This window comes from Helicobacter sp. 13S00482-2, from assembly GCF_002272795.1.
Lineage (GTDB): Bacteria > Campylobacterota > Campylobacteria > Campylobacterales > Helicobacteraceae > Helicobacter_J.
The window spans coordinates 84,262-105,460 of the sequence record NZ_MLAT01000004.1 but is presented as its reverse complement, the minus strand read 5'-3'; the positions used below and the strand labels follow the sequence as shown (position 1 = coordinate 105,460).

General features: G+C 33.7%; 16 protein-coding genes and 1 other RNA gene. 10 read left to right on the top strand and 7 right to left on the bottom strand.

All coding sequences use genetic code 11. From position 1 onward, the window contains the following. Nucleotide 1 precedes the first annotated feature (1 nt). Nucleotides 2-322 (top strand): twin-arginine translocase TatA/TatE family subunit, encoded by a 321-nt coding sequence (locus BKH42_RS03205; protein WP_095294829.1) that lies wholly within the window; start codon nt 2-4, stop codon nt 320-322. A 12-nt stretch (nt 323-334) separates the two neighbouring features. Beyond that, nucleotides 335-1,927: an arginine--tRNA ligase gene (argS, locus tag BKH42_RS03200; protein ID WP_095294828.1), complete on the top strand. Its 1,593-nt coding sequence runs from the start codon at nt 335-337 to the stop codon at nt 1,925-1,927. 237 nt (nt 1,928-2,164) lie between these two features. Here argS and torA read toward each other — a convergent pair whose 3' ends face one another. From torA to rnpB, 6 genes are all read right to left on the bottom strand, one after another. Next, complete coding sequence (gene torA, locus BKH42_RS03195; protein WP_095294826.1) at nt 2,165-4,675, bottom strand: trimethylamine-N-oxide reductase TorA; 2,511 nt, start codon at nt 4,673-4,675, stop codon at nt 2,165-2,167. Nucleotides 4,676-4,685: 10 nt separating this feature from the next. Further along, nucleotides 4,686-5,270, bottom strand: coding sequence for a hypothetical protein (locus tag BKH42_RS03190; protein WP_095294824.1), 585 nt, complete (start codon nt 5,268-5,270; stop codon nt 4,686-4,688). Between the two features lie 155 nt (nt 5,271-5,425). Further along, nucleotides 5,426-5,716, bottom strand: a complete 291-nt coding sequence (locus BKH42_RS03185) for a hypothetical protein (RefSeq protein ID WP_095294822.1) — start codon at nt 5,714-5,716, stop codon at nt 5,426-5,428. A gap of 4 nt (nt 5,717-5,720) precedes the next feature. Further along, complete coding sequence (gene rsmH, locus BKH42_RS03180; RefSeq protein ID WP_095294820.1) at nt 5,721-6,647, bottom strand: 16S rRNA (cytosine(1402)-N(4))-methyltransferase RsmH; 927 nt, start codon at nt 6,645-6,647, stop codon at nt 5,721-5,723. Next, nucleotides 6,644-7,864: a malic enzyme-like NAD(P)-binding protein gene (locus BKH42_RS03175; protein WP_095294818.1), complete on the bottom strand. Its 1,221-nt coding sequence runs from the start codon at nt 7,862-7,864 to the stop codon at nt 6,644-6,646. Before BKH42_RS03175 ends, rsmH begins: the two co-directional genes overlap by 4 nt. Nucleotides 7,865-7,938: 74 nt before the next feature. Next, nucleotides 7,939-8,255, bottom strand: an RNA gene (gene rnpB, locus BKH42_RS03170) — RNase P RNA component class A. A gap of 167 nt (nt 8,256-8,422) precedes the next feature. On the opposite strand from rnpB, the gene BKH42_RS03165 reads away from it, so the two are divergent. Genes BKH42_RS03165 through BKH42_RS03150 form a run of 4 tightly spaced genes read left to right on the top strand, consistent with a single transcriptional unit; the run spans nt 8,423 to nt 14,269 of the window. Next, the gene (locus BKH42_RS03165) at nt 8,423-8,854 is read left to right on the top strand and encodes a MarR family winged helix-turn-helix transcriptional regulator (RefSeq protein ID WP_095294816.1); all 432 of its coding nucleotides are present in this window, start codon (nt 8,423-8,425) and stop codon (nt 8,852-8,854) included. Nucleotides 8,855-8,856: 2 nt separating this feature from the next. Next, on the top strand, nt 8,857-9,888 hold the full coding sequence (locus BKH42_RS03160) for an efflux RND transporter periplasmic adaptor subunit (RefSeq protein ID WP_180673928.1): 1,032 nt from the start codon (nt 8,857-8,859) through the stop codon (nt 9,886-9,888). After that, nucleotides 9,885-13,010 (top strand): efflux RND transporter permease subunit, encoded by a 3,126-nt coding sequence (locus tag BKH42_RS03155; protein ID WP_095294812.1) that lies wholly within the window; start codon nt 9,885-9,887, stop codon nt 13,008-13,010. The genes BKH42_RS03160 and BKH42_RS03155 overlap by 4 nt, the downstream gene beginning before the upstream one ends. Then, nucleotides 13,007-14,269, top strand: coding sequence for a TolC family protein (locus BKH42_RS03150; RefSeq protein WP_095294810.1), 1,263 nt, complete (start codon nt 13,007-13,009; stop codon nt 14,267-14,269). Before BKH42_RS03155 ends, BKH42_RS03150 begins: the two co-directional genes overlap by 4 nt. Before the next feature lie 37 nt (nt 14,270-14,306). Here the strand turns inward: BKH42_RS03150 and BKH42_RS03145 are convergent, their stop codons facing one another. Then, entirely contained in the window at nt 14,307-15,110 is an 804-nt protein-coding gene (locus BKH42_RS03145) for a hypothetical protein (RefSeq protein ID WP_095294808.1), read from the bottom strand. A gap of 124 nt (nt 15,111-15,234) precedes the next feature. On the opposite strand from BKH42_RS03145, the gene BKH42_RS03140 reads away from it, so the two are divergent. Genes BKH42_RS03140 through yajC form a run of 4 tightly spaced genes read left to right on the top strand, consistent with a single transcriptional unit; the run spans nt 15,235 to nt 21,197 of the window. Further along, nucleotides 15,235-17,982, top strand: a complete 2,748-nt coding sequence (locus tag BKH42_RS03140; protein ID WP_143428553.1) for a RecB-like helicase — start codon at nt 15,235-15,237, stop codon at nt 17,980-17,982. Between the two features lie 13 nt (nt 17,983-17,995). Next, nucleotides 17,996-19,516: a Na+/H+ antiporter NhaA gene (gene nhaA / locus BKH42_RS03135; RefSeq protein WP_095294803.1), complete on the top strand. Its 1,521-nt coding sequence runs from the start codon at nt 17,996-17,998 to the stop codon at nt 19,514-19,516. Next, nucleotides 19,503-20,864 carry a sodium/proton antiporter NhaA gene (gene nhaA, locus BKH42_RS03130; RefSeq protein ID WP_095294800.1) on the top strand — a complete coding sequence of 454 codons (1,362 nt, stop codon included), beginning with the start codon at nt 19,503-19,505 and terminating at the stop codon, nt 20,862-20,864. The genes nhaA (BKH42_RS03135) and nhaA (BKH42_RS03130) overlap by 14 nt, the downstream gene beginning before the upstream one ends. 51 nt (nt 20,865-20,915) lie before the next feature. Beyond that, entirely contained in the window at nt 20,916-21,197 is a 282-nt protein-coding gene (gene yajC / locus BKH42_RS03125) for a preprotein translocase subunit YajC (protein WP_095294798.1), read from the top strand. Nucleotides 21,198-21,199: the final 2 nt, after the last annotated feature.

The window sequence follows — 21,199 nt, the reverse complement described above, 5'->3', positions numbered from 1 at the left end:
AATGGGTGGTTTTGGTAGTGTATGGCACTGGGTGATTGTTTTGTTAGTAGTTGTTTTGCTTTTTGGAGCTAAAAAAATTCCAGAACTTGCAAAAGGCTTGGGTAGTGGTATAAAGAATTTTAAAAAGGCTGTTAAGGAAGATGATGAGGATGAATTCTCTGATGCTTCTGAGAGTGAGCCCACAAAGATAGAAAAACCGACTAAAACACCAAGAGTGAAAGCTTCTACAACTAAAACAACAAAGGCTTCTTCAAAGGTTAGCGAGAGTTCCTCTGAACCCAAAAAACGAGGCAGAAAGCCAAAGTCTCAAACAGAACTTTGATGTGAGTGATTGATGTATCATCATGTTAAGAATCTTTTAGAAGATAGACTCCAAGAGTCTATCGTTCTTGAGCGACCAAAGAACAAAGAACATGGCCATTATGCAACTCCTATTGCCTTTTCTCTTGCAAAAAAACAGAAAAAATCTCCAATGCTGATAGCTGATCAGATTGCTAAAGATCTCTGTGATTTATGGGAGTTTGAAAGAGTTGATGCTTTAAATGGTTATCTTAATATCACTTTGTCAAATGCTTTTTTTGAATATATGATTCAAAAAGCTTTTAAAGAGGGAAATGATTTTGGTGCAAAAAAATTAAAAAGCCAAGAAAAAATTCTCTTAGAATATGTCAGTGCAAATCCAACAGGACCGCTTCATATAGGACACGCTAGGGGAGCTGTTTTTGGTGATAGTTTGTGTAAAATAGGTAGATTTTTGGGTTATGACATTGACACAGAATATTATGTAAATGATGCTGGTTCTCAAATTCAAATGTTAGGGTTTTCTATTTATTTTGCTGGAAAAGAATATTATCTTGGTGAAACAGTGCATTATCCTGATGAGTACTATAAGGGTGAGTATATCCTAGATGTGGCTACTTTGGCAAAACAAGAATATGGCATAGATATTTTCAAAGATGAAACCTCTATTTCCCTTTTGAGTGAATTTGGTAAAGCTGTGATGCTTGAAGAAATAAAAGATAATCTCTTAGATGTAGGGATTGTGCTTGATAAATTTGTGAGTGAAAAATCTCTCTACAATCGTTGGGAAGCCACAATAGGAAAATTGGAGAAAAATGGTGGCATATATGAAAAAGATCACAAAATTTGGATATCTTCTAGTAACTTAGGAGACGAAAAAGATCGTGTTATTGTGCGTGAAAATACTGAACCAACTTATCTAGCTGGAGATATTATCTATCACGATGATAAGTATATGCGTGAATATGATCGATACATTAATATTTGGGGAGCTGATCACCATGGATATATTGCTAGAGTAAAAGCAGCGATTCATTATCTAGGGTATGATGAAAATAAGCTTGAAATTTTGCTCTCTCAAATGGTGAGTCTTCTTAAGGGTGGGCAACCCTATAAAATGAGCAAACGTGCTGGAAATTTTATTTTAATGAAAGATGTTGTGAATGATATTGGTGCTGATGCATTAAGATTTATATTTTTATCTAAAAAATCTGATACACATTTGGAGTTTGATATAGATGAACTCAAGAAACAAGATGCTTCCAATCCAATTTTTTACATCAACTATGCTAACGCTCGTATTCATACACTGCTTGAAAAATCATCCTTAGAAGGAGAGGAAATATTAAAAGCCTCTTTGGAAGCTATCCCAAAAGATGCACAAAATTTATTGTTTAATGCTTTAAGTTTTCCTAGGGCTATAGAAGTAGCCTTTGAGGAGAGAGGGTTGCAGAAACTTTGTGAATATTTAAAGGTTTTATCGGCTGATTTTCATAGCTTTTATAATGCACAAAAGATTATCCAAACGCCAACAGAAGCTTCAATGCTTAAAGTTTGCAGAGTTGTGAGTTTATCAATAACTATTGGGCTAAAACTACTTGGAATTGAAGCGAAAACAAAGATGTAAAGAACACCCCTGCACGTGTTTGTTTTATTATATAACCTCTCTTGGGTTATATTTTCCTATGGTTAATATATTTCTCTTTGTGTAGTGTAGCCCCCCCCCCCTTTTTTTTTCTTGCCCTAGAAAATCTTCTAAGCTTAGAATCTTAGAAATACATTCCTTTTATCACGCTAAACCTAAATTGTTTAGATCTAATAAAATTTTGAAATTTTCTTAGGCTTACATAAAGCCTAAGATTTCTCAAGCACCCTTTGGATTATCAAATGCTGTGAGTTTTGGGATTTTGCCCTTAAATTTCTCAATATTAACTAATGCGGTGTGAGCAATATTTCCATCAGCTAGTTTAGAAGTAGGTATATCAATAGTGAGGACATTTGCACATCCATTTTTACACAAAGATCCTATTTTTGAAGGATCTATTGGATCATACCACGCTCCTTCAGAGAGTCTCACCACGCCTTTTGCTATATCATCTGTCACATACGCTCCAGCTAATACCTGTCCTCTTTGATTATACACTCTTACAATATCGCCCGTTTTAATTCCTTTTTTCTTAGCATCTTGAGTATTTATCCAAATCGGTTCTCTATCAGCTATAGCATAAGTTTTTCTAAGACTTGTGTTGGAGAGTTGAGAATGTAACCTATCTCCTGGATGTGGGCTTATCATCGCAAATTCTGCAGGTTTGTTTTTCATTCCTAACCACTCAATCGGTTCTAACCAGGTTGGATGAGGAGGGCAGTCTTGATATTTCATTTTTTCTATTTCTTTAGAATAGATTTCAATTTTTCCAGAGGGAGTCCCTAGTGGGTTCAATATCGGATCTTCTCTATAATCTGCATATCTAACCCATTCTTCGTTTTCTTGAGGGATTTCAAAAGTAATGGGGGTATTTTTTTGCCAAAATTTTTCAAAATTTGGCATTTGAATTTTTTGACCTTTTGCTTGTGCGAGGGCACTTTCGTAGAATCTTTGTATCCATTCCATTGGAGTTTTGTTTTCACTATATTTTTGATAGATGCCAAATTCTTTTGCTAAATCGCAGAAGATTTCATAGTCACTTTTTGCTTCAAATTGTGGTTTTACAGCAGCTTTCATTGGGATAATGCTGAGATTAGAATAATCCCCACTCATTGTAATATCATCTCTTTCATAACTCGTAGTAATAGGCATAACAATATCAGCATATTTTGCTGTAGGTGTCCAAAACATATCATGAACAACGATAGTTCTAGGTTTTCGCCAAGCTTTGAGTAGTTCATTGGTATTTTGATGATGTACGATAGGATTTCCTCCTACCCAATAGATAAAATCAATATCTGTATAAGTAATTTTTTTGCCATTAAAATCAATTGTTTTACCAGGATTTAATAGTGCATCAGCAATCCTTGCCACAGGGAAATTTAAGTTTGTCCCCTTAAGCAACCAACTCGCCCCACTTTCAGCTTTGGATCCTTTATCGCCTAGATTCATTCCGCCTATGATAGCAGATTTTGCACTAGGAGACCCACCGTTGCTATAATGATATGATAATCCCATTCCTCCTCCAGGCAACCCAATTTGCCCAATCATACAAGCCAAAGTCGCCAACATCCAGTGTGTTTGTTCGCCGTGATGAGCTCTTTGCATACCCCACCCTGAGATAAGCATAGTGCGATGTTTATAAAAAAGTTCGGCAAGTTCTTTAATGGTTTTTTCTGGCACACCTGTTATTGTGCTAGCCCATTTTGCATCTTTTGGCTGATGATCTTTTTTACCTAAGAGGTATTCTTCAAATTCAAGAAACCCCTCTGTGTAATCTTGGATAAACTCTTTTGAATACATTCCTTGAACGAACATGCTATGGGCGATACCTAGCATCAGTGCGACATCAGTGTTGGGAATGGGGGCTATCCATCTTGCATTTAAGAATTTTGCAGTTTCATTTCTGATTGGATCAATACAAATGATTTGTTTTTTAGAATCCTTAAGAGCTTTGAGATATTCAAGTCCCTTGCCATCGCTTGAAGTCCAAGCTATCCGAAGAGTAAGTAATGGATTAGCTCCCCATATGACAACCACTTCAGAGTTTTCTATGACCACAGGCCAAGAGGTCTGCTGCTCATATACCTCAATAGTTCCTAATACGTGAGGCATTATGACTTGTGAGGCTCCAGTAGAGTAATCCCCAGTTGTGCCTACAAAGCCTCCACTCATTCCCATAAATCTTTGAAGCAAGATACGACTGTTGTGCATATTTCCAGAACTTTTCCAACCATATGAACCAGCAAATACACCTTCAGAACCCTTCTTTTCTCTTGTTTTTTTGAGTTCTTTTGAGATAAGTTTGATAGCATCTTTATAGCTTACTCTAACCCATTCGTCAGATCCCCTTAGGTGGGTTTTAGGATTATCTGGATTTTCCAAATATGATTTTCTCACCATTGGGTATTTGATACGATCTTTTGCATATACAAGGTCAGCAATGACATTTTGAAGTGGATTGGCCATAGTTTGTTTGAAGACATTTTGAGATTTGATAATCTTGCCATCTTTAAGAGTTACCTTTATAGCCCCCCAGTGGGCTGCTGTGATAATATCACCGTTTAATACTAGTGATTGAGAGAACTTTTTCACATCTTGTGCAAAAAGAAGATTTCTACCTAAAATGCTATCTGCAAATGGTAAGCTTGCACATATGATTGAATATTTAAGTAATTTTCGCCTTGAGAGAGCGAACTGTTTTGAATTTTCTTCAGAGATTTTTTTCATTGGGTATCCTTTATTTGATGTCGTTAGCGTGTTTTTGCATATATTCAATGATGAGGTAGCCCTCATCTTTAGATAAACCTGTCCTACCTATCATTGATTTAATGACACTTGGCCATTGATTTGCTTTGTATTCCTTGGGATTATGAGCTGAATGGCAACTAGAGCAGTTTGTTGAATAGAGTTCATTTGCTCTCTTGTATATAGATTCTAAATCACTAATAAGATTTTCCTCATCACTCCAAAGCTCGGTTGTGATTTTTTGATAAACGGTATCTGTTGTCTTGTCTTTCATGCTTGAGATAATTTTGAATTTAGCTCCAGAGTTTTTTACAAGACCAGCTGTTAATATTCTCTTGCCAGCTAGAAAGTATATGGCATTATCTGTGTTTTTGATGATGTAACCAGAAATGCTTAACAGCACTCTATTTCCTGATTTTTTGATGATACTTACTTCTGATGTTGGTAATAATCTACCCACAACTTTGGTGCTTTCAGGTGATAGATACAGAGATTTCACGCTTTGTGCATAGACTCTCTGGTCAGCATCTAGATTTCCCAATATCAAGAACATTAAAAATAAGAGTATTCTTTTCATTGGCATCTCTCCTTTTTATGAATTTGTTCTCATTATATTCCAAATAATAGAAAGATATTTTTAAATCAATAAAATATTTAGTTATATAAAAAAATATACATAGAAATTAGTAACAACTAAAAAAATTTTAGAACGGGAAAGTTAAATAGAAAGTTTTAATTTAGATTCATCATCAGATATTTGAATCTCACGTCTTCTAAATCTCTTTCTAAGCGATTATTTTCTTCTTTTAGGAGATTTTCTTGAGTTTGAAGTTTGCTAATATCACGGCTAATATAATAGATATTACTTGATAGGTAGATTTTAGGAAGTACGATAAATAGTGAAAAAATCAATATCACATATGCACAAAATAGTGCATTGATATCAAGTCCCTTTTTTTCATCATCAAAAAGCAGTTCTTCTTTTTCATTTTCATTGATGCTTACAAATTCTTTTTGTTTCACTTTTTTACCCCTTAAACGCAAATGCCCGAAGCTTTGCACTCCTAGCACGAGGATTTTGCTTATTTTCATCATTTGAAGCTACTAGAGGTTTTTTTGTTATTATTGAGCCTTTTGAGTGGTTATTGCCACATTCGCATTTATAGGTGTTTGGGTCACAAATACAAGATTTTGACCATTCTTTGAAAGCATTTTTGACCATTCTGTCTTCCAAAGAGTGAAAAGAAATAATTGCAAAAATAGTACTTTTTAGCGTAGAAGCGTGTTCTAAAAGCTCACCTAACTCCCCTAGCTCATTATTGACTTCTATGCGGATGGCTTGAAAAGCAAGAGTTGCAGGGTGAATACGATGGTTTTTGAAATGTTTTTGCAAAAAGGTACTCAAATCTTCTCCAGATATAAAAGGTTCTTTTAGGCGTCTAGAAACAATCAAAGAAGCCATTTTTTTATATTCTTTTATTTCACCATATTCCTTAAATATTCGTTCAAGTTCATAGGTAGAGTAAGTATTGATAATGGTGCTTGCATCTAAAGAATTGTTTTTATCCATACGCATATCAAGGTTATTAGAATGAAACCCAAATCCCCTAGTTCTATCATCAAGCTGCACTGAACTCACGCCGATATCTGCGAGAACACCTTTTATTTTCTCACCTTTATCTTGCAGGATTTGACCAAATTTTTGCCCAAAACTCCCTGCAACGCAAGTGAATCGATCTTTAAAAACTTCAAGTCTTTCTTTAGAGAATTCTCTAGCTTGTTCATCTTTGTCTATGCCGATGATGTTTATATTAGGATTTTGTTTTAAAAGTTCATAACTATGCCCACCAAATCCAACTGTGCAATCTACTATAATCCCCTCTGCAATATCCTTAAAAAGATTTAAAACCTGTTGAGGTAAAACAGGTATGTGAGGAGAACTACTATGACTCAAATTCTAGCCACCCCACTTTTTATAGCTGCATCAGCAACGGCTTTAGATATTTTTTCTTTCAATCGAGTATCAAAAGGAGATGGAACCAAATATTCTCTACCAAAAACAAGCTTTCTGTTATGAATAGCTTCTAAAGTCGGTTCAATAGGATCTCTTGCGAGTTCTGCAAGTGCGTAAGCTGCAGCAATTTTCATCTCTTCATTGATTTTCTTAGCACGAACACTCATAGCACCTCTGAAGATATAAGGAAAGCCTAAAACATTATTGATTTGATTAGGATAATCACTTCTTCCTGTGGCCATAATAGCGTCTTTTCTAGCTTCATATACAACTTCAGGTAAGATTTCTGGAGTAGGGTTACTCATTGCAAAAATAAGAGGATTTTCATTCATCCCCATTATGTCTTCAGCTTGGAGTAAATCTGCCTTTGATAGACCTAAAAATACATCTGATCCATTTAACGCTTCTTTGTAAGATGTATAGTTTTTGGAAGTAGCAAATTCTGCTTTCATAATTCCGAGATCATTTCTTCCTGTATGGATAACTCCTCTACTATCAAACATAATGATTTCTTTCACCCCTAGTGTTTTATACATTTTTGCACACGCGATAGCTGCTGCACCCGCACCACTGATAACTACTCGCATTGATTCTATAGGTTTTTTAATAATCTTAGAGGCATTGATAATTGCCGCAGTTGAGATGATAGCTGTTCCGTGTTGATCATCGTGCATTATAGGAATGTCCAATTCTTCTATTAGTCTTTTTTCTATTTCAAAACATTCGGGTGCTTTTATGTCTTCTAGGTTTATTCCCCCAAATGTTGGGGCTATTGCCTTAACTATTTCAACAAATTTATCAATATTTTTTTCATTCACTTCAATATCAAAAGCATCTAATCCTCCAAACATTTTGAACAAAATAGCCTTGCCTTCCATCACGGGTTTGCTAGCCTGTGCTCCGATATCTCCTAGTCCAAGTACGGCTGTACCATTGCTGATAACTGCTACTAAATTGCACTTTGAAGTATAATCATAAGCTTTTAAAGCATCTTTTTGTATTTCTTTGCAAGGAATTGCTACGCCTGGGGAATATGCAAGAGATAAGTCCTCTTGATTTTTTAAAGAAGTTTTAGCTTCAATTCTAAGCTTTCCGCCTTTGTGATAATCAAGTGCTCTTTGGTATTGTGCTTGAAGTTTTTGATCTATTTTGTCCATTTTTTTACCTTTTTTAAACTGATAAAATAATATAAACAAAAAAAGCTAAAAATAACATTAGAGCAAATTTTTTTGATTCAGGTGCAACGATAAGCCGAGTTCTGTCTAGGGTGGTTATTTATCTGGGATATATTTCGCAATATACCTCTAGCAAAGAGTTAAATTGAGACCTTAACCATACTCTTTTTGCTACGGATTGGGTTTACATTGTCGAAATTGATTGCTCAATTTCCGGTGGGCTCTTACCCCGCCATTTCACCCTTACCCAAATGGGCGGTTTATTTTCTGTTGCACTTTCCCTTAACTTACGTTAGCCATTCGTTAAATGGAATCCTGTCTCTGTAGCTCGGACTTTCCTCCCCATTTCTGGAGCAACCACATGTTGCACCTGAGAGATGATTATACTGAAAATAGGCTTAAGATTAAGGCTTAGAATTTCAGAAAGTTTATGATATGATTGAGACAAAATAAGCAAGGATAATTGTAAGTAGATGCAAGGAAGAGATTATTCAGAAAGTGTTGCAATTATAACCCTCATCCCCCTAGAGGTGTAAGTATATGCAAGAAAAAGATTGTCCAAGAAGAGAAGCCATTCCTTCTATCATTTTGGCTTCTAGACAAATAAAAAACTTTTTTGGATCAAAACTTCGTCCTCACGGTATAGGTACTGAGGAGATTGGTATTCTTTTTATCCTTAAAGAATCTTCAGAATTAAATATAACCGATTTATCAAATATCACTCTTAAAGACAAAGGTACTGTTTCTAGAACCATAAAATCTTTGTGTAGAAAAAATCTTGTCAAAAAGTCTCAGGAAAAAGAAGATAATCGTATCAGCAAAGTTAGCATTACTCCTGAAGGACTTGCAAAAATAAAAATGATTAAAGATAATAAAAAGAATTTTTTGGATATTTTTGATAACGCTATCACAGAGTTAGAAAAAGAGCAACTCCTAAATATTCTAGATAAAATAGTTGCGGTTATGAAGTGATGTTGAGGAAGCTTTTTTTTTGTGTAGTTTTTTTCTCTATATTTCTTTATGGAAAACCTGTTTATGTTGATACTAAACCCATAAAAAGTGGGACACTTCAAAAACAAGAGACATTTGTTGGGAGTGTGAGTTTTAAAGAAATATCTAATATTGCTTCACAATCTCAAGGAGTGGTGGAAAAAATCTATTTTTATATTGGCCAGAAAGTCAAAAAAGGACAAAAGCTTCTTAGTATTGATGATGATCTGTTGCAAAAAGATATTCAGATCAAACAAGCTAAACTCAAACAAGCCCAATATTCTCTTCAAAGACAACAAAAAGATCTTGAGCGTTATAAAAATCTCCTAGATACGCAATCCATTCCATTGCAAGAATATGAAAATCTTGAATATCAACTTAAATCCCAAGAAGCAAATATACTAGCTCTTCAAGCTGAATTGGAAATATCTCAAGCTGAGCGGGAGAAAAAAACTATATATGCACCTTTTGATGGGATTATAGTGGAGCAAAAAGTTCATATTGCCGAATGGGTTAATACAGGTGAAGCTATTTGTCAGATCCTAAATAGTTCTGATGTTGAGGTTATTGTAGATGTCCCTAGCTCAATAGCTAGAAATATCAGGGTTGGACAAAGCGTGAATCTTTTGATCAATTCAAAACACTATCAAGGAAAAATCTCTGCATTGATTCCAAAAGCAGATATTAGATCAAGAACATTTCCTGTTTATATTCATGTCAAAAATGACGGAAGTTTTTTAGATGGAATGGCGGCTGAAGCAATGCTCAATATTGATGGAAAAAGTTCAGGTTTTATAGTCCCTAGAGATGCCTTAGTGAATTATATGGGTTCCCCTACTATATTTTTGTCCAAGGATAATCAGGCAATTGCTACAAAAGTAGAGGTTTTATCTGTCCAAAATTCTGAGGCTTTAATCAGGGGTAAAATCAAAGAAAATGATAGGGTTATCTATCGAGGTCAGGATAGACTTCAAAACGGCACTGATATTCAAGAAAAAAGACAAAGAAAAAAATGAGATTGATTGCATATTGTCTGAAGAATCCCGTTGTTGTATTTGTGGGCGTGATTTTTTTACTTCTTTTTGGTGGTATTGCACTTTTTAAAATGCCATATCAGCTTCTTCCTCAAGTAACTCGTCCTGTTATTAGTGTTTATACCTCTTATCCTGGCGCAACTCCTTATGAAGTTGAGAAAGAAATCACTGATAGACAAGAAAAATATCTCAAAAATATTTCTAATCTCACTTCAATGACTTCTACTTCTAGAGATGGGATGAGTATTATCAATCTCGAATTTGACATCAATGCAGATATGAAACTTGCATTTTTAAATGTGAGTGCCAAATTAGATGAGGTTAGGGGATATCCTCCTGATATGGACAAGCCTATTATCAAAACTACTGGCGATAATATTCCTATTGCTGTGTATTTGTTCGTTAAAACCAAGCAAGGGAATAACCAATCTATCAATCATTATAAAAATTTTATTTACGATGAGATTATTAAATACTATGAGCGTTTAAATGATGTGGGAGAAGTCTATGTAAGCGGTGGAACAAGCAAACAAATACAGATTATTTTAGATGCTAAAAAGCTTGCCTACAATAATATTACGATTGATGAAGTCATCTCAGCTATCAAGATTCAAAATACCAATATCTCTGCAGGAAGTATTGATTTTGATCAACGAAATTATAGGATATCTACTATAGGTCAATATCAAGATATAAAAACTATTTATGACACTATTATTAAATCTCAGGGGAATAAAGTTATTTTGCTTAAAAACGTAGCAAGTATCTTAAAAGGCTATGAAAATACCACAGGCTATAATATCCATAACAATGATAATGTCATCTCTCTTCAGATTCGTCCTACGGCAAATGCAAATATCTTATCACTCACTAAGGACGTTGAAAGACTTACACAACATCTCAATCAAACAATAATGAAGGATGAAAATCTTTATATTGATTGGGGAAGAGATCAAAGGCATTATATAGAATCTTCAATTTCTCAGGTCAAAGAAAATATTCTTGTTGGGATTGTTTTGGCAACGTTGATTTTATATCTTTTCTTGAGAAATTTTTCCTCTTTGGTTGTGGTTGGGCTTATCATTCCTACTAGTGTTGTTGGTTCTTTTATTTTGTTAGAGGCATTTGGCAGGACGCTTAATGTTGTTTCTCTAGCAGGGATTTCTTTTGCCATCAGCATGATCATTGATAGTGCGATTGTAGTGATGGCAAATATCATTTCACATAAAAATAAGGCAACAAATCTTTTTGAAGCGACTTTTATTGGGACAAAGGAAGTAGTTGGAGCATTATTTGCGAGTACAATCACCACTATCGCAATTTTTATTCCTATTGCATTGCTCAATGATGAAGCAGGACAGCTTTTTGTTGATATTGCACTTGCTTCAAGTAGTTCAATTTTCATTTCATTTTTTGTGTGTATTTTTGTTATACCCCCCTTTGCACTTTTTATGCTTACCAAACTTTCTTTGATGCCAAAAATCAGGATAAGTTTTTTTATAAAACTAAATACTCTGATTGAAAAAATAGGACATCATATTTCTTGTTTTTTGTTAAGAATCCTTTCTTGTTGTACTCAAGGCATTCTTTCAAGAAGTTTGACTATTGTCATATTTGTAGGAATTTGTTGCATTTTTAGTTTTTTGGCATTCCCAAAAACGGACTATCTGCCTAAGGGCTCTCAGAATTTCATTATCGCTTATCTAAACCCCCCTTCAGGTCTATCATTGAGTGAAAAAGATCGTATCATTAAGGAGATTTATGAAGATTTCAAACCTTTTTTAGAAGCAAATGATTGTCATCAAAAATCCTCATCAGATTTGCCTGTTATTAAAGATTTTTTTATTAGCTCTGGCACAAATATGTACTTTTATCTCAGAGCAAAAGATCCATCTAAGGCTCCAAAGCTCATTTCATATGCTCAGAGTGTTATAGATTCTATACCAAATATTACAGGCGTTGTATTGCAGCAGGGGATTTTTAGCAGTTCAAGTAGTTCAAGTATTGATATTAATGTCAGTGGAAATGATTTGTATTCCTTACTTAAAACAGCTCAAGAGGTTATAGTTGCAATCAAGAAAAATCTTTCTAATGTGAGTGTTCGGACTGTTCCTTCACTTGAAATCAATAATCGTGAGATAAATCTTTACCCTGATTCTCGTGCATTAGCTCTCAATGGTTTAGATGTAAAAAGCTTTGGAACAATTGTAGAAGTCATGCTTGAAGGCAAAAAAGTTTCCCAATATAAGGCTCAAAATAGCAAAAATGTTGATATTATTTTGAAAACATCTCAAAATAAATCAAAAATATCTCCTGAGGATGTTTTGTATTCACAAATTTATACTCCAAATGGAGGAATACTCTCATTGAATTCTCTAGCAACCATTAAAAATGAATTAGGTGTCTCACGGATAAGACATTTTGAACAAAACCGTAATATTTTAATCATTTTAAATTCTTATGGAGGAGAACCTTTAGAGGAAATTATGGATAAAATTTCTAACATTATTTTACCCGATATTAAGAAAAATACATCAGATAATATATCTTTAAGTGGAAGTGCAGGAAAGCTTAGCAAACTCAAAGGAGAACTTTTAGGCGGATTTTTATTGGCCATAGTTATTACTTATTTGATATTGTGTGCTTTATATGGGAACTTTATTTATCCTCTTATTATCATACTAAGTGTTCCATTTGCCACTACTGGAGGACTTATCGGACTTTATTTACTCAATCGTTTTTTAGCAGCACAAAATCTTGATGTGATCACGATGTTAGGTTTTATTATATTAGTGGGGAGTGTGGTTAATAATGCCATTCTTATTGTCTATCAAGCACTTATTAATTTCAAAGAATATAAGATACCTGCTTATGATGCAGTTATAAAGGCAACCCAAAGCAGACTTTCTCCAATTTATATGAGTATGCTCACAAGTGTTTTCGCACTTTTGCCTTTAGTATTATTTGCTGGATCTGGTAGTGAGATATATAGAGGACTTGGAGCAGTTATTGTTGGAGGATTGGTATTTTCTACTATCATCACAGTGTTTGTTATACCTTCACTGCTTTTATTTGTAATAAAAGACAAGAAGGTGAATGTATGAAAAAAATCCTTTTGATACTATGCCTATCTTCATTTCTCTTTGGTCTTGATATTAATGAAGCTATTGATATGGCTGTTAAAAATAGTGATAAAGTCAGGGAAGAAGGCTATTTGTTCAGACAGACTCAAAGCATTACTAAATCCAAGCTCTCAAATCTGATGCCCAAACTTGATTTGGGATATATTTTTAGTTATAACATACCAGGTAATGCTTCGACTTATTTTCTAAATAGTTTCAATATTACAGGTAAATACAATCTGTACAACGGATTTAAAGATTACTATGGTATTAAAGATTCCAAAGAATCTGAGATAACGCAAAATTATATTCTCCAAAGTAGCATTGCTGATGTTATCTTGCAAACAAAGATTGCTTATATCTCAGTTCTTCAGGCACTTGATTCCTTGAAAATAGCACAGGAATCTAAAAAACTTCTAGAAGCTCAAAAACAAAAAGCTCAGCAATTTTTTAATCAGGGGTTTCGTGCAAAAAATGAGGTTTTAAGTGTGGAAGTATTGCTTGCTAATGCCAATATTGCCTTGAAGTCTGCAGAATTAAACTTAGACTATTCCAAAGATATGCTTTCAACCCTTGTTTCTAGCAGTATAAATCCCACTAATCTTAAGAATATTAATGCTGTTACCGATATTGTGTTTGATAAAAATGAAATCCTAGAAAAAATTCTCCAAGCAAATCCAGATTATTTAAAACTTCAATCACTTCTAAAATCCGCAGAATTCCAAGTTGATATTGCTAGAGGATCGTTTATGCCCACTGTTGATGTTGTTGCTACAAAATTTTGGTACATCAATGGGGGAAATATCGCACGAACTACTTATGGATTGCAAAGTCAAGCTAGAATAGTTTTTGGATGGAATGTTTTTGATGGACTGCACACGCATTATACCTATCAAGCCAAAAAGCTGTATTATCTTTCAATATTGAGTAGAATAAACCAATATAAAAAAGACATTAAAAATGATATCAATAAAGTTTTTAATGAATTTGAACTTGCAAAGCAACAGTATTCTTTGGCTAGTGTGTCTTTAAAACAGGCTCAAGAAAATTATCGAATCACAAATAATCGTTATGTCCAAAACATAGCTACTTATACAGAACTTTTAAATGCTCAATTTTTGTTAAACACTGCCAAAACTAATATAATACAATCCAAATACGAGACTGCCATTGCTGTATCTAAAATTGATAGATTGCTCAATACCAATTCAATTCATTCAGAGGTTTTAGGAGAAGAATAAAATATATCATCCCCCCAGAAAGAGGGAAAAGAGATGATTAAAAGATGAAAGAAAGGAAGAGATAGATTCTTTGATAATCAACATTGTAGATATCTCTATCTCGAGTCAAAAATTTACTTTGCTTATCAATTCCTTCAGCTACTGCTCTATCGTCAAATTTAGTTTGATTCATGCGATTGGTCAGACCATTAGAGGTTATGTAACGCACACCGATATTTACAACATTACTGATCTTATAACCCATGCCTCCACCAAATATAAGTCCATCATAGAGAGTATTTACGGTTGGATTTGCTCCAGAAGTGGCATAATAAGTATCTTTCATAAATAGCCAAGTGTAACCTACTAATCCAACAATATAAAATCCTTTATACTCTAGTCCTGCCATAAAAGGTAGTTGAAGTCCATAACCTGCAATCCCTTCAACTTCTTTGGTTTCTAATGGGCGTTCATCATTCAAGATATTTGATTTTCCTCGTGTCATCAAATAAATGGGCACACTGATTTCAGTTCCTGCCATCAAGCTCATACCACCAAATAGAGATTCAATACTTCTAATGTAAGTGCTATAGCCAATATCCACAGATACATATTGAGAATTTCCTAGCATCGTATAAGAACTTCCTATAACACCCTCATTAAATTCATACCATCTCCTAGTAGATCCAGTGGCTTTAGTTCCATCTACAATCGAACCTTTTGTGAAATTTTTTAATATCATATCTCTCTTTTGATTGATGTTGCTAATAGGACTTCTTTTAGGAGTAGTTTTAGTGGCTGCATAAAGACTAGTGCCAACAAGCAATGACATTGTTATAAAGGCAAAAAACAATTTTTTCATCGGATTTTCCTTGTTTTTGATAAATTTGTGTGAAATATTACACTATTTCAAGCCTAACTACAAAATCGGCAAAAATTTTGATATATTTAGAATTATTTTTTTAAAGATATTATCGGAGAGCTTCATGGATTCTAAGCAATTTCTCGCTTTAAAGGCATCTGCAGGTAGTGGAAAAACCTTTGCACTTGCACTAAGATATATTAGTTTGCTTTTTAATGGTGCTAACCCCAATGAGATTTTGACCTTAACTTTTACCAAAAAAGCCGCTTTGGAGATGAATAAACGTATTTTAGATAATCTTTCATCGCTAAAATCAAACAAGAATGATCAAAGTCTCATTACAGAGCTTGAAAACTATGGAATCACGCTTGATGTGATTAATAAAAATATTGAGAATATCTACCAAAAATTCTTACAAGCCAATACAAAAATCACTACGATTGATTCTTTCTTGAATTCTATTTTGAAAAAATTCTGTTGGTATGCTGGAGTGAGTCATCATTATGAGATAGAGTTTGAAGATAAAGATAAGATTTATGAAGATTTTCTCAGATCTCTTCCAGAAAAAGATTTTAAAGAATTTTTGGATTTATGTATTTACCAAAGTGTGGATCCAAAAGGAATGATTGATTTGCTTTCTTTTTTGCAAACAAAAGGCTTTGATCTCAAAGACTATATTCCAGATTCTTGTGATAATGTAGATACGGATGATATTTTGACTCTTGCACAAGAGATTAAAAATTTTATTATCCAAAATGAAAAAGCTACCGATAGTGCAAAAAGAGCAATCAAAACAGATAATTTCAAAGAATTTATCAAGAATCCAAAATGGCTTGCAGATGGTTTGAACTACCATTATTTTAAAAAGCTTGATCTAAAACCCATAGAACACAAATTTGAAACTTTAAGGAATATGATTAAAATTTATTATGATTACCGTGAATACATGATGTTGCAAAAAATGGAAAAATTTCTTATTTATTATCAAAAAAATAAGAAAAAGCATTCTATTAATACACTAGATTTTAATTCCATTACTTTGAAAGTTTATGAATTGCTCAAGAAGAACTTTGATAGTGCATTTTTCTACTTCAGATTAGATGACAAAATAACTCACATACTCATTGATGAGTTTCAAGATACAAGTACCATTCAGTATAAGATTCTCAAACCTATTATTGATGAAATCAGATCAGGAGAGGGGCGTTTTGGAGATAGGAGTATATTTTTTGTGGGTGATATTAAGCAGAGCATTTATAGATTTCGAGGAAGCAATAGTGAGCTTTTTGATATTGCCTCTGATGGTATCACACAAGAAGATCTCCAATACAATTACCGTAGTTGCGAAAATGTTATTTCTTATGTGAATGAATGTTTTGAAGGTAAAATTCCTGGTTATACCTTACAAAAATATCCCCTTAATAAAAAAAGTGAAAAAAAAGGATATGTAAAAATATGTGAGGCTTGTGATGATATTCAAGAAGGTGTTTGGGAAAACCTAAGTCATTTACTTGAAAATAATGTTGCTTTAGAGGATATTGCGGTTTTATGTTTTACCAATGATGACGTACTAGATATAAAAGATTATATCAAAAGTAAAAATCCAGAACTTGAAATCACCACTGAAACAAATATAAAGCTTTTAAATCAGAAAGAATCAAAGATTATTTTTCACGCCATTGATTTTTTCAGAACAAATTTAGAGTTTCATAAAAAATGTGCTTACAAACTTTCAGGTCTTAGCTATGATTGTAATATTTTGATGCCTATAAAAAAACCAAATCAGTCGCTTCAGGCATTTATTTTAGAGATTATGGAAACCTTTAAAATATATGGCAGTGCAGCTCAAAAGATTCTTGAAATTTCTTGTGATTATGAGAGTATAGATGAGTTTTTAGATGGTATTGCTAGAAAAGATATTGATTTTAGTGTGCAAGCCAAAAGAGGATTGCAGATGATGACAATTCATAAATCCAAAGGTCTTGAATTTAAATACGTTATCTTATGCGAACGGTTGAAAAAACCAAATTCCGATAGATCAAAATTACTTTTTGATTATGAAGGGATAGATTTAAGAAGGATATTTTACAAACAGCGTCAAAGGGAAATGTTTGATCAGGCCTATAAGGATGCTTTACAGAATGAAAAAAATCTTCAAAAAAAAGAAGGACTAAACACAGTTTATGTAGCTTTTACAAGAGCAAAAGAAGGGCTTATTGTTCTTCCAAAACAAAGAAAAACAGATGATGATGAAAAGATTTATTTTGGGGAATTAGAGATAGCTCCTCAGACAATTGGGTTTGTTCAAACTTGCGAACTTCCAAAAATAAAAGAATCCAAAATTTCTCCTATTTTTATTGAGCAAAAAAGTTTTGGAAAGCAAACAGATTTTATCAAAGAATCAAGTAATTATGCAGATACAGATTATATAGCCTTGAAATTTGGGGAAGCTTTGCATAAAGCATTAGAGTATGAATTGGGTCATCACATCAAAGAAGAAAAAATCTCACATATTTTAAATAATCACTATGGTTTTTTCCTCTCATCAAAAAGTCTTGAAGATATATTCAGACGAATCCAAAATCTGAAAAAAAATGATATGTTTAATTCAATCATCAGCGAATCTTTGATAAAATCGGAGGTGCCCTATCTGAATCATAATATTTTAAATCGTATTGATGTTTTAATTCTGAAAAAAAATAATGATATTGTTGTACTGGACTACAAAACAGGCATACATAATCAAGAAGAGCACAAAAAACAAGTAAAAAGATATTTAGACTTTACGCAAACGCAGTTTGAAAATAAAACTAGAATTCAGGCATATATTTTATACATACGCAATAAGATAGATTTCATACCAATATTATAATTTTAGGAGTTTTATGGAAGAGATATTAAGAGTGGGTAAGCAGGATAAAAAATCTCAAAATTCAGCATACTATGTAAAAAATAAACTTCAAAAAGGTCTCCACACCTTCATAGGACACGAATCATTTGGGGGTTTGTTGTTATTTTTCTGTGTCTTACTTGCTTTGGTAATCGCAAACTCTGATTTTAGTGAGGAGTATTTTAGCCTTTGGCAACTACAATTTGGGGGATTTATTGATGGTTTTGGTCTAGGACATCAAAATAGTGGGATGTCACTTTTAGCATTTATCAATGATGTGTTGATGTCGTTTTTTTTCCTGATGGTTGGATTAGAAATGAAACGTGAGGTTCTTTATGGAGAACTTGCAGGGTTTAAAAAAGTAGGTTTTTCTGTTTTTGGAGCACTCGGAGGAATGGTTGTACCCATTGCTATTTACATACATTTTAACCATAGCACTCCTTTTGCAAATGGTTTTGGTGTGGCCATGAGTACTGATACTGCTTTTGCACTTGGGGTCATATTATTGCTAGGCAAAAGAGTGCCTCCAGTGATCAAGATATTTTTGGTAACACTTGCAGTAGCCGATGATTTGGGGGCTATCAGTGTCATTGCATTATTTTATACTCACACCTTAAATATGGGATGGCTGTATGTTTCTCTTGGGCTTATTTGCGTATTGATCTACCTTAATTATACTGATACCAAATATCTCTCTAGTTATCTTGCTGTTGGGGTTTTATTATGGATTGCAATCCATAATAGTGGGATTCACGCTACAGTTGCTGCTGTGATTTTAGCACTCACAATACCAGGAAGATCTAATATCACTAAAACCTATTTTATGAATATGATGGAAGAGTGGCATAAGATAAATTTTATGACTAACAATGGAAGAGATTTGCAGGTTCATAGCGAAGATAAGAATCTTGGTTTTTTTGCTTCTTCGTGGAAAAACATCAAGCATTTTATAACTTCAGGAGAAAATATCGAAAAAAAAATTGATATGGAAAAAACTAGCAAACAAGTCCATATGCTTGATACGATTGCAAAATATTCTAAATACGCTCAAAATCCTTTGATTAGAATTGAAATCGCACTCCAGCCCTTATGTGCTTATTTTATCGTTCCTTTGTTTGCTTTTGCCAACGCTGGGGTGGTCATTAACGCTGATATGTTAAAAAGTATTTTTGACACTGAGTTTGAAATGAAAGGTGTGTTATTGGGGACGATATTAGGGCTTGTAGTGGGCAAACCCATTGGAATTGTTGTGTTTGCCTATCTTAGTGAAAAACTTAATTTTTCTATAAGACCTAAGGGTTTGAGTTATGGACATATTTTTGCTGTGGGATGTTTAGCTGGAATTGGTTTTACAATGTCAATGTTTGTTGCCAATCTTGCTTATGAAAGTGTAGATGCTATCAATCTTTCAAAGATATCTATATTGTGCGGTTCTTTGATTGCAGCAATTTTTGGAATTATCAGTATGATTATCAGTACTAGAAAAAATAGAAAGGTTTATTATGGAGAACACTGAAAAAATAACTCAAGTTGGCCTTAAAAATGTATTTGTGAATTTCATTAGAAGCGAATCTTTTGGAGGTATTTTTCTTTTTATAAGTGCCGTATTGGCAATGATTGTAGCAAATTCTCCTTTGGGTGAGTACTATTTTAATTTTTGGCGTACTGATTTTGGTTTTTATTTTGGCGAATATTTCATTGGATTTTCAATACATCATTGGATTAATGATGTATTGATGGCATTGTTTTTCTTAATGGTGGGTCTTGAGATTAAACGTGAAGTGTTATTTGGAGAATTATCAGGGTTTAAAAAAGCTGCATTTCCTGCTATTGCTGCACTTGGTGGTATGGTCGTGCCAGGTTTGATTTATTATGCACTCAATGCTGGTACAAGCTCTTATCATGGATTTGGAATTCCTATGGCGACTGATATTGCATTTGCACTTGGAGTGATTATGTTGCTTGGCAAAAAAGTCCCTATGCCTCTTAAGGTATTTTTGGTTACTTTGGCGGTTGCTGATGATTTGGGTGCTATTGTTGTTATTGCAGTTTTTTATACGACTAGCTTGAATTTGCTTTGGCTTATTGGTGGGGGTGTTATTGTTGCCTTACTTATCTTCTTGAATAAAATAGGAGTAAAAAATCTTTTGCCATACTTGATATTAGGGGTTTTGCTTTGGTTCGCAATCCATAATAGTGGGATTCACGCTACGATAGCCGCAGTAATTTTAGCTTTTACCATCCCCATTAGGCCTAAAACTCCTCGCAAGAACTTCACACAGTTTCTCAAAAACCTTGCTGAACAATTTCAAGTGAAAGTCCCTAAAAATGCCCATATGGATTCTCCCTTAAACACTTATGAAATCGCTCCATTAAGCGAAGAACAAATAGAAGTCTTGGAGTCCATTCAAGATAGAGTGAAGTCTATTCGTAGTCCTTTGGGGCGTTTAGAGCATTTTCTTCAGCCTTACAGTGCTTATTTTATTATGCCTTTGTTTGCTTTTGCTAATGCTGGAGTGAATATTGGAAGTGAGATCCATTTCAATATTGACCATATTGTTTTGGGGGTTATTTTGGGATTAGTGTTGGGCAAACCTGTAGGGATATTTGCTATAACCTTTTTATGCGAAAAACTAGGGATCGCTTCAAGACCAGAGGGGGTGACTTGGGGACATATTATGGGAGCAGGCATGTTGGCAGGGATTGGTTTTACGATGTCAATGTTTGTTTCAAATCTTGCTTTTTCTCATCCTGAATCAATGGAGGTCTCAAAAATTTCTATTTTAATAGGATCCTTAATTTCTGGGGTTATTGGGGTGCTTTATCTGAATGTGATATACAAATTCAAACCTAAACAAAATTAAATGAAACAAATGATAAAATACACTCAAATCTAAACACGTAAAAGGATATCTATGCAGAATTTTCAAGAAATTGCTACTTCCATATTGCCACTTATAGTATTGTTTGCTATTTTTTATTTTTTCATTATTAGACCACAAAGACTTCAACAAAAAAAACACAAAGAAATGCTTGGAAATCTTCAAAAGGGTGATAAGATAGTCACGCAGGGTGGTTTTATATGTGAAGTTATCAAGTCAGAGGAAACATTTTTTAGTGTCAAGCTCAATGATGAAACGGTTGTGAAACTTGCAAAAGAATTCGTGAGCTATAAGCTTGATGATAATACAAAGTAATT

What these genes read in the sequence shown, in the direction of transcription:
- BKH42_RS03205 (WP_095294829.1), top strand. Translation starts at nt 2, where the DNA reads ATGGGTGGTTTTGGTAGTGTATGGCACTGGGTGATTGTTTTGTTAGTA.
- argS (WP_095294828.1), top strand. Translation starts at nt 335, where the DNA reads ATGTATCATCATGTTAAGAATCTTTTAGAAGATAGACTCCAAGAGTCT.
- torA (WP_095294826.1), bottom strand. Translation starts at nt 4,675, where the DNA reads ATGAAAAAAATCTCTGAAGAAAATTCAAAACAGTTCGCTCTCTCAAGG.
- BKH42_RS03190 (WP_095294824.1), bottom strand. Translation starts at nt 5,270, where the DNA reads ATGAAAAGAATACTCTTATTTTTAATGTTCTTGATATTGGGAAATCTA.
- BKH42_RS03175 (WP_095294818.1), bottom strand. Translation starts at nt 7,864, where the DNA reads ATGGACAAAATAGATCAAAAACTTCAAGCACAATACCAAAGAGCACTT.
- BKH42_RS03165 (WP_095294816.1), top strand. Translation starts at nt 8,423, where the DNA reads ATGCAAGAAAAAGATTGTCCAAGAAGAGAAGCCATTCCTTCTATCATT.
- BKH42_RS03155 (WP_095294812.1), top strand. Translation starts at nt 9,885, where the DNA reads ATGAGATTGATTGCATATTGTCTGAAGAATCCCGTTGTTGTATTTGTG.
- BKH42_RS03150 (WP_095294810.1), top strand. Translation starts at nt 13,007, where the DNA reads ATGAAAAAAATCCTTTTGATACTATGCCTATCTTCATTTCTCTTTGGT.
- BKH42_RS03145 (WP_095294808.1), bottom strand. Translation starts at nt 15,110, where the DNA reads ATGAAAAAATTGTTTTTTGCCTTTATAACAATGTCATTGCTTGTTGGC.
- BKH42_RS03140 (WP_143428553.1), top strand. Translation starts at nt 15,235, where the DNA reads ATGGATTCTAAGCAATTTCTCGCTTTAAAGGCATCTGCAGGTAGTGGA.
- nhaA (WP_095294803.1), top strand. Translation starts at nt 17,996, where the DNA reads ATGGAAGAGATATTAAGAGTGGGTAAGCAGGATAAAAAATCTCAAAAT.
- nhaA (WP_095294800.1), top strand. Translation starts at nt 19,503, where the DNA reads ATGGAGAACACTGAAAAAATAACTCAAGTTGGCCTTAAAAATGTATTT.
- yajC (WP_095294798.1), top strand. Translation starts at nt 20,916, where the DNA reads ATGCAGAATTTTCAAGAAATTGCTACTTCCATATTGCCACTTATAGTA.